This is a genomic window from Candidatus Kuenenbacteria bacterium, assembly GCA_012797775.1.
Taxonomy (GTDB): domain Bacteria; phylum Patescibacteriota; class Patescibacteriia; order UBA2196; family GWA2-42-15; genus JAAZMX01.
The window spans coordinates 63535-70995 of sequence record JAAZOM010000022.1 but is presented as its reverse complement, the minus strand read 5'-3'; the positions used below and the strand labels follow the sequence as shown (position 1 = coordinate 70995).

10 protein-coding genes are annotated in these 7461 nt (G+C 41.7%); all 10 read right to left on the bottom strand.

Translation table 11 applies throughout. The features are described 5' to 3' along the window. The coding region (locus GYA54_03195) for a hypothetical protein (protein NMC51706.1) at positions 1–327 on the bottom strand (327 nt) is incomplete at its 3' end. A 348-nt stretch (positions 328–675) separates the two neighbouring features. Then, positions 676–909, bottom strand: a complete 234-nt coding sequence (locus GYA54_03190) for a hypothetical protein (protein NMC51705.1) — start codon at positions 907–909, stop codon at positions 676–678. Between the two features lie 153 nt (positions 910–1062). Next, positions 1063–1443, bottom strand: coding sequence for a hypothetical protein (locus tag GYA54_03185; GenBank protein ID NMC51704.1), 381 nt, complete (start codon positions 1441–1443; stop codon positions 1063–1065). Positions 1444–1469: 26 nt separating this feature from the next. Then, the gene (locus GYA54_03180) at positions 1470–1823 is read right to left on the bottom strand and encodes a hypothetical protein (GenBank protein ID NMC51703.1); all 354 of its coding nucleotides are present in this window, start codon (positions 1821–1823) and stop codon (positions 1470–1472) included. Positions 1824–1832: 9 nt separating this feature from the next. Next, complete coding sequence (locus GYA54_03175; protein NMC51702.1) at positions 1833–2558, bottom strand: hypothetical protein; 726 nt, start codon at positions 2556–2558, stop codon at positions 1833–1835. Between the two features lie 47 nt (positions 2559–2605). Further along, positions 2606–3601 (bottom strand): type I glyceraldehyde-3-phosphate dehydrogenase, encoded by a 996-nt coding sequence (gene gap, locus GYA54_03170; GenBank protein NMC51701.1) that lies wholly within the window; start codon positions 3599–3601, stop codon positions 2606–2608. A 29-nt stretch (positions 3602–3630) separates the two neighbouring features. Next, entirely contained in the window at positions 3631–4302 is a 672-nt protein-coding gene (locus GYA54_03165) for a UMP kinase (protein ID NMC51700.1), read from the bottom strand. A 392-nt stretch (positions 4303–4694) separates the two neighbouring features. After that, on the bottom strand, positions 4695–5753 hold the full coding sequence (locus GYA54_03160; GenBank protein ID NMC51699.1) for an undecaprenyl/decaprenyl-phosphate alpha-N-acetylglucosaminyl 1-phosphate transferase: 1059 nt from the start codon (positions 5751–5753) through the stop codon (positions 4695–4697). Positions 5754–5872: 119 nt separating this feature from the next. Continuing rightward, positions 5873–6739, bottom strand: a complete 867-nt coding sequence (locus GYA54_03155) for a TatD family hydrolase (protein NMC51698.1) — start codon at positions 6737–6739, stop codon at positions 5873–5875. A gap of 194 nt (positions 6740–6933) precedes the next feature. Further along, positions 6934–7452 (bottom strand): CvpA family protein, encoded by a 519-nt coding sequence (locus tag GYA54_03150; GenBank protein ID NMC51697.1) that lies wholly within the window; start codon positions 7450–7452, stop codon positions 6934–6936. Between the last annotated feature and the right edge of the window lie 9 nt (positions 7453–7461).

Sequence of the window (7461 nt, the reverse complement as noted above, 5' to 3'; positions counted from 1 at the left end):
GAGATACTGAGCGATGAATGTGCGGGTAAACCAGTCAGAGGCGATCCACATGCAATCACGGCCATCATTCTCCATGACTTTGTAGCTTTTCCCCAGCGGTAACTTAATCAGGTTTCCCGCCACGACCAGATTGATGTCGCGGTAATTATCCTGATTCAGCAGGCAAACCTCTTCAAACACCACGCTAACCCGTTTCTCCTGAGAGAGCGTCCTGAATTTTTCAAAGTAGGAAATCTCCTCAGCGGTGTACCACCAGCTTGCTGCCTCGGTTGCGACTGCAAACAACGCCACCAGCGCGAGCGCGACGAACAACATCTTTTTAAACATGTTACCTCCTGTTACTATTTTGACCCGATTGGGTGCAATAAGCTCCAGATTGGACAATTTAGCTTTATGCAGAGCCAAAGGTCTTTTTTGGAAAGGATTTTGTGTGTTTCTGTGCCAATCTGGTTGATAGTGATAAAAGCTTATCAATATAAATCAGATCAGCTTGTATTTTGGTCATTTTTTGAGTTTATTTATAATATCATATTTATATATTTTTGTCAATGGCTGGTAAGGGGTAATAAAAAAAGCCCCCAAAGCGCAGAGCAAATTTCTGCTCGGCTTGGGGGCCTTTGTTTCTTAGGGTTCTTTGCGCGTGCCATTGCAGCGCGCGCAAGTGATCACCTGGGATTACCACCCTGTACCATTGCAAGCGGGACAGGTCTTGTAGGTCAATCCGGTACCCTTGCAGTCTGGGCACTCTATTATGTCTTTCTTTTTTTTGTCCTTCCACAAAACCCCGGCCTTTTTACAGGTGGGACAGATGCCATCTGCCACCCGGCCCGTGCCCTCACACGCCGGGCAACAGGAAAGAGCGAGGAGACAAGTAGTAATGACCAAAACAAGAACGATGACCTTTTTCATAAACCCTCCATTTTCGCTTTTTTCACTAACATCGGATCGTTGATTAGGTAAAAAGCCTCCCAGATTAGCACGCCGGATTTGTTTTGTCAATACACATTAAAAAGCGTTACCTAAAAATAGATAATGCTTTTGATTAATTATTAGACGAAGACATTAGTCAAAATAGCTCTTGCCTACTGGGCACTCATGACTGGTGATTTGTTCTTGATAGGCTGGGTCGTAAAGCTCAATGATTTTATATTTGCCAGAAGTGGTTTGAGCATCGGGGTTTTCGCCATTTATCGTTTGCTCCAACATAAAAATTTTGCCCCAATAGAGCCACTTGCCGTTGATATTATGAACCAGAAAACAGCGATTCGGTGGTATATGATAAATCCGGGCATTGGGTTTATTCTGAAAAGTAAACACCTTGTCTTTTATTTGTTCAAATTGAATCGGGTTGGCTTTGTGTTTTTCCAAATCTAAAACATCAACCGGAAAACCCTGCTCGGTAGTGATTTGAAGAGTGTCGTTTAATTCTATAAAGCTACCCATAATTTAAAATTTTTAATTTTTAGAAATTACTCTTTACTTTTATCAACATATTCACCAAAAACCGTGATATGGACTTTGAGTTCTGGGTCTTCTTCTTCCTCATAACCCCCCTTGGCTTTGGCGACAATTTCTTCTGGCAATTCAACACCATAAATAGCTTTTAGGTTTATTGCTCCAGTTTCCCATTTATTAAGCAACTCTAATTTATTGAAATATATTCTAGAGTATTCTTCATCCCCGTCTAGATATCTGATTATTTCGTCTGGTGACCCGGCGCCGAAAACCTGTGCCCAGCGACCATTTATTTTTATAATATCCAAGGGATCGGGGCGAGATTCACGGAATTGCTCTCGGCTAAACTGTTTTTCACTATTCACCATAAATGCGAATTAAATATTCAAATATTTCTGCCAATAGTCGTAGAGTTCGGCGGTGGCAAAAAGATCGGCTATGTTGTAGCGGGCGATTTTTTCATATTCGCCGGCTTGAAACATTTCTTTGACATGGGCGCCGGAAACACCTTGACCTTTTGGACTTTTAATATTGAAAGCCTGGCAAAACATATGCAGGTTGTAGCCGCGCTTGCCCCAAGTAGCGCCGTAAAATTGTAATAAATCCTGCAGGTCATAATGCTTGGCGCCGCTAAACTGACTATTGAGATAACGATTGGAAAGCAAATTTTTACTCGGTTTGATTTTGTGAATAGCAGAACGGATCATCAGAAATGGCACGTCAAAACCCCGGCCATTGTAAGTGATAAATTCATCATAAAATTTCACCTGTTCCCAAAAACCCTGTAGCATCTCTGGCTCACTCATGGTGGTGAATTTTATCCCCTCTTCCTCAAATTCTTTTTTGTCAGCCTTTGGCGCTTGGTAATAAACCAAGCCTTTTTTGGTTTCTGGATTGAGCATACCGATGCAAACAACCTCGGCAGTCAGAGGTGAGACGCTAAAACCATCTTCTATTTTTTTGATCTCATTATCTATAGACTCACTGTCGTCCGGGTCACTGGCAGAGTTTTCGGCCCAATGCTTTATATAGTCCATAGAAACCTCATCCATATCCGAGAGGTTTTTACCAGCAGTTTCAATATCGAGAACGAGTTTTGGCATAAGATTAATTTTTAATTTTCAATTTATAATTTTCTACTTGGAAATTATTACATCGACTCTGCCAATTCCACCAAGCGATTAGAATAGCCCCACTCGTTATCATACCAAGCCACAACCTTGACTAGATTGCCAGCGAGGGATTCGGTCAATTTCATATCAACAATAGCGGAATAAGGGTTGCCGATAAAATCCGAGGAAACCAATTCATCGCTCGTGACCATAAGAATATCTAGCAATTCTTTTTTGGCGGCGGAAATAAAAGCATTGTTAATTTGTTCAACGGTAGCAGGTTTTTCAATCTGGGCAACAAATTCTATCATAGAAACACAGGGGGTGGGTACGCGATAAGCAACTGAAGTCATCTTGCCTTGGAGTGCCGGAATAACTTTGGCTACGGCAATAGCTGAACCAGTAGAGGTTGGGACAATATTTTGAGCGGCAGTGCGGGCCCGACGCAGATCTTTGTGCGGACCATCAACCAGATTTTGATCGGCAGTGTAAGAGTGAATAGTATTGGCCATAGCCTTAATAATGCCGAAGTTATCATGCAAAACCTTGGCCACCGGAGCCATACAATTGGTGGTGCAGGAGGCATTGGAAATAATTTTGTCGGTTTTAGCTTTGTAATCTTTGAAATTGACACCGAGCACAATATTTTTCACTTCATCATCACTTTTGGGTGGTGCAGAAATAATCACTCGCTTGGCGCCAGCTTTGAGATGCAGCCCGGCACTCGCAGGATCACGGAAAATGCCCGTGCATTCCAAAACAACGTCGACGCCGAGTTTTTTCCAAGGCAATTTGCTCGGGTCTTTTTCGGCGAATGATAGTATTTTTTGTTTATCAATAATTAATTCTTTTTCTGTATAGCTCACTTTCTTGTCATATTCACCATAAACTGTGTCGTATTTCAAAAGATGGGCCAGAGTTTTATTATCAGTCAAATCATTGATAGCGACAACCTTGATATTTTTTTGTGCCAAAGCAACCTTGAAGGCAGCCCGGCCGATACGGCCAAAGCCATTGATGGCGATTTTTTTCATACTTATTGTAAATTAATTTTTAATAAGATTTATAAAATTAATGTCCCATTGGCCTGTAATTTCACCGCTTTTGCCAATGTTCCTTTGTCCCACTTGAAAACATAAATCGGTAATTTGTGCTCGCCAGCGAGAGCCACTGCTTTTTTGTCAAAAATGGCGGTGTCTTTCAGGCGGGAATATTCTTTGTGGCTAAGGTGGTCAAATTTTTTGGCCTGTTTGTTTTTTTGAGGATCGGCGCTGTAAACGCCGGAAACTTTGGTGCCCTTTAAAATTAAATCAGCCCGGTATTCCAGTGCATACTTGACCGCGGCCGAGTCAGTGGTGACAAATGGCACTCCAGTGCCACCGGCAAAAATCAGAATTTCTTGATTGGAAAATTTTTTAGTTTTCTCTGGGTCAAAGGCGGAAATAATTCTGGCTGGCATTTTTAGTTCATCAAAAGCGGCTTTGAGTGCCAAGGCATTGACCATAGTGGCCGACATACCGACAAAGTGCCAACCAGCCTGATTGGTGATTTTTTTGCCAGTCATCTGCCGGCCGCGAAAAATATTGCCCCCGCCAAAGACTACGCCCAACTGATAATCTTTTTTTATTTTAATAATTTCTTTGGCCAAAGCAAATGTTTTATCAATATCAATCGGATTGGTACCAGAACAGAAAAGCTCACCGGATAATTTTAAAATAACCTTTTTACTAGGCATATAATTTAGATATTTTATACTCCTTTATTCTATTGTTATTATAGCAAATCAGGAGAATAAAAAAAGCCGCCCGAATTCCGCATTTTTTGCGAAACTGGGCGGGCTAAGATTTGGTGGAATGGCGAGCTAGACGCTTTTGCGGCCCTTGACCCTCCCTGACCTTGTCAGCAGATAGCAAGCCGCAAAAAAAACTACCAAGGTGGCTAGGAAAATCCAGCCACCAATATTTGGCAATGGAATTGTTAGAAGTAGCACGTTATTCACCTCCTTCGTATTTAAAAATTGGGTACTTTCTCTTAAAAAACAATTGATAGATACAGGCGACGAAAAAACCAACCAAAAGAATCATTAGACTGAGATTCATATTCCTTCCTCCTTTTTGGGATTATTTTTTAAGATTTGATTTTTGTTTTATTAAAGCGTATCAATGTGATTGCCAATATTAGCATGAAAATAATCAGGATGCCAAGAGCAGTAACTTTGTTTTGACTTTGGAGAAAAAGAGACGAGGTACCAAAAATAAGGGTAATTAGATATAAAAATAAAACTACCTTGCGGTGTGAAAAGCCGGCATCGAGTAGGCGGAAATGCAGATGTTTGCGGTCGCCGGAAAAAGGGCTTTTACGTTCTTTGAAAATGCGGCGGAAAATCACCCAGATGACATCCAGAATAGGGATGCCCATGATCAAAAGCGCGGTAGCGATTTTGCCACCAGAGATAATAGAGAGGATGCCCAACATAAAACCAATAAAAACAGAGCCGGATTCTCCGAGAAAAATTGAAGCCGGATGCCAATTGTAAACCAAAAAGCCAAGGCAGCTGCCAGCCAAGGCCAAACAGAGAATAGAGGTGCTGCTTTGGGGCACATCCCAAAAAAGAGAAACGATAAAAAGAATGATCGAGCCAATGGCGCCAATGCCAGAAACAAGCCCGTCTAGACCATCTAAAAATTTGGTAGTATACATCATGCCCAAAAGCCAGAAAAAACTCGCCAGAGGGCCAATAATTCCCCCAAAATAGAACAAAGCACGACCATAGGGACCAGTACCAGCCAAAAATGGATTGGTAATATAGCCGATGGTAATGCCAAGGCCGACTGCAACAAGAGCTGCCAAAAGTGGGCCAAAGAATGATTTGGTTTTGAGATTGTAGCGATCATCCAGAAAACCAACAATACAAATAATTAATCCACCGAGAATAATACCCAAAATTTTGCTAATAGAAATTTTGCCATCAGATAGCAATCCCCCACCCCAACAAATTAAAAGAGTAATTAGAAAGGAAAAATAAACTGCCAAGCCGCCAAGCAGTGGTACGTGCCCTTTTTGGATTTTGCGCTCTTCGGTCGGAGCATCAACGATATTGTATCGCAAAGCCAACTGACGGACTTTTCTGGTGAGCAGTAGTGAGGCGATAAAAGCTAAAATTGGAGGGAGAAAGTAGCGGAGCATAAAAACAAGGCAGTAATTAGTAACTCGTAACTAGTAACTAGCACAAGGACTGTTATTTTATTTAAAATAAAAATTCTACCATTTACTAATTACGAGTTACTAGTTACAAGTTACTCGACCTAAAATTTAAATAAATCTTTTGTATTTTCCATAGTAGTTTCAGCAACCTTATCCAAAGAAATATTTTTTAATTCCGCGATTTTTTGGGCGGTAAATTCGACAAAACTTGGTTCATTGCGCTCGCCGCGATGGGGGGCCGGAGCCAAATAGGGGCAATCGGTTTCTACTAATATTTTATCTAAGGGTAAAGCTTTGACTAGCTGGCGCAAATCTTCAGCATTTTTGCCAAAAGTAATCACGCCGGTAAAGCTGATGTAAAATCCCAATTGAAAAAACTCTTCGGCAATCTTTAGATCGCCGTCAAAGCTGTGCTTGATGCCCCGTAGTTGCAAACCATTTTTTATTTCTGCTTTCAGGATGTCCAAAGTATCTCGATAAGCGTCAAATTTGCCACGCTCAGAATCGCGGCAGTGGATAATCACTGGCAGATTATTTTTGGCGGCAAAATGTAGCTGTTTGATAAAATCTGGTGCTTGACGATTTCTCACTTCTTCCAGGGTCATCTCTGCCGGAATATGAAAATAATCAAGGCCAATCTCCCCTACGGCCACGATTTTATGATTTTTGTCAGCGTCAATTAGAGCTTGATATTTATTTTCATCAAACTGTTCCTCACGGGTCTGAAAATGAATTTCTTCTTCGTCAACTTCGGTGTGCGATAAATGAATCGGGTGTAGCCCAATAGCGGCATAAACGCCCTCGTCATATTGATTGGCAATTTCCAAAGCGCGTTTGGAGGTATCATGCTGTGAACCGACATTGACCATCCAGATACCTTTAGTCAAAGAACGACGGATAATTTCTTCTCCGTCGTCTTTGAAAGCGTTGAAATTCACATGGGCGTGGCTGTCAATAAGAAAGGGCATGAAAATAATTTTAGAATTTTTTAGTCTAAAAACTAATCCGGGCGCGTGAATTTCCCCTCCTCCCTGAGGGGGGGGTGGCGAGCTCGCGAGCCAGGGTGGTGGGACAGTTGCACTAATAAGTTTTTTATATAATCAAATTACTGCGAGTCTCCCACCACCCCCTACCCCCTCCTCAGAGAGGAGGGGAAAAGATGTTAAACCTTTAGGACATCTTTTACTTGCTTGACTGCTTCAGGCAAAAGGGGCATAACAACCGATGAGCCTTTGACTATAAACGGCACAATTTTTGATTGTTCCAAATAAACGGTCAGAAAATTGATAACCGGATATTTATAAACAACCACAATTAAAATCCCTAGGACAAAAACCCCGCAAACAAGGCCGACAACCGCACCACCAATATGATCAACTAGTTTGACAAATGGCACAAAAGAAAGAAGCTTGAGTGTGCCCTTGAGAAGCCAGATGCCCATGGCAACGAGACCATTGACGATCAAAAATATCGCCAAAAAGCTGATAATATTGGCGAGATTTTCGCGACCGCCAAAAACCGGAGTGAGGAGTACGGCTAGCTCATTGAAAAAATGGCCAGCCAAAACCACACCAACCAGAATGCCAATCAAAGCGCCAAGGGTTTTGATAAGACCCAATTGCCAGCCGTTGATAATAAAACCCAGAATTATAATGAGCAAAATAATGTCGATGACGAGCATATGAGTAAA

What these genes read in the sequence shown, in the direction of transcription:
- GYA54_03155 (NMC51698.1), bottom strand. Translation starts at nt 6,739, where the DNA reads ATGCCCTTTCTTATTGACAGCCACGCCCATGTGAATTTCAACGCTTTC.
- GYA54_03165 (NMC51700.1), bottom strand. Translation starts at nt 4,302, where the DNA reads ATGCCTAGTAAAAAGGTTATTTTAAAATTATCCGGTGAGCTTTTCTGT.
- GYA54_03150 (NMC51697.1), bottom strand. Translation starts at nt 7,452, where the DNA reads ATGCTCGTCATCGACATTATTTTGCTCATTATAATTCTGGGTTTTATT.
- GYA54_03160 (NMC51699.1), bottom strand. Translation starts at nt 5,753, where the DNA reads ATGCTCCGCTACTTTCTCCCTCCAATTTTAGCTTTTATCGCCTCACTA.
- GYA54_03175 (NMC51702.1), bottom strand. Translation starts at nt 2,558, where the DNA reads ATGCCAAAACTCGTTCTCGATATTGAAACTGCTGGTAAAAACCTCTCG.
- GYA54_03180 (NMC51703.1), bottom strand. Translation starts at nt 1,823, where the DNA reads ATGGTGAATAGTGAAAAACAGTTTAGCCGAGAGCAATTCCGTGAATCT.
- GYA54_03185 (NMC51704.1), bottom strand. Translation starts at nt 1,443, where the DNA reads ATGGGTAGCTTTATAGAATTAAACGACACTCTTCAAATCACTACCGAG.
- GYA54_03190 (NMC51705.1), bottom strand. Translation starts at nt 909, where the DNA reads ATGAAAAAGGTCATCGTTCTTGTTTTGGTCATTACTACTTGTCTCCTC.
- gap (NMC51701.1), bottom strand. Translation starts at nt 3,601, where the DNA reads ATGAAAAAAATCGCCATCAATGGCTTTGGCCGTATCGGCCGGGCTGCC.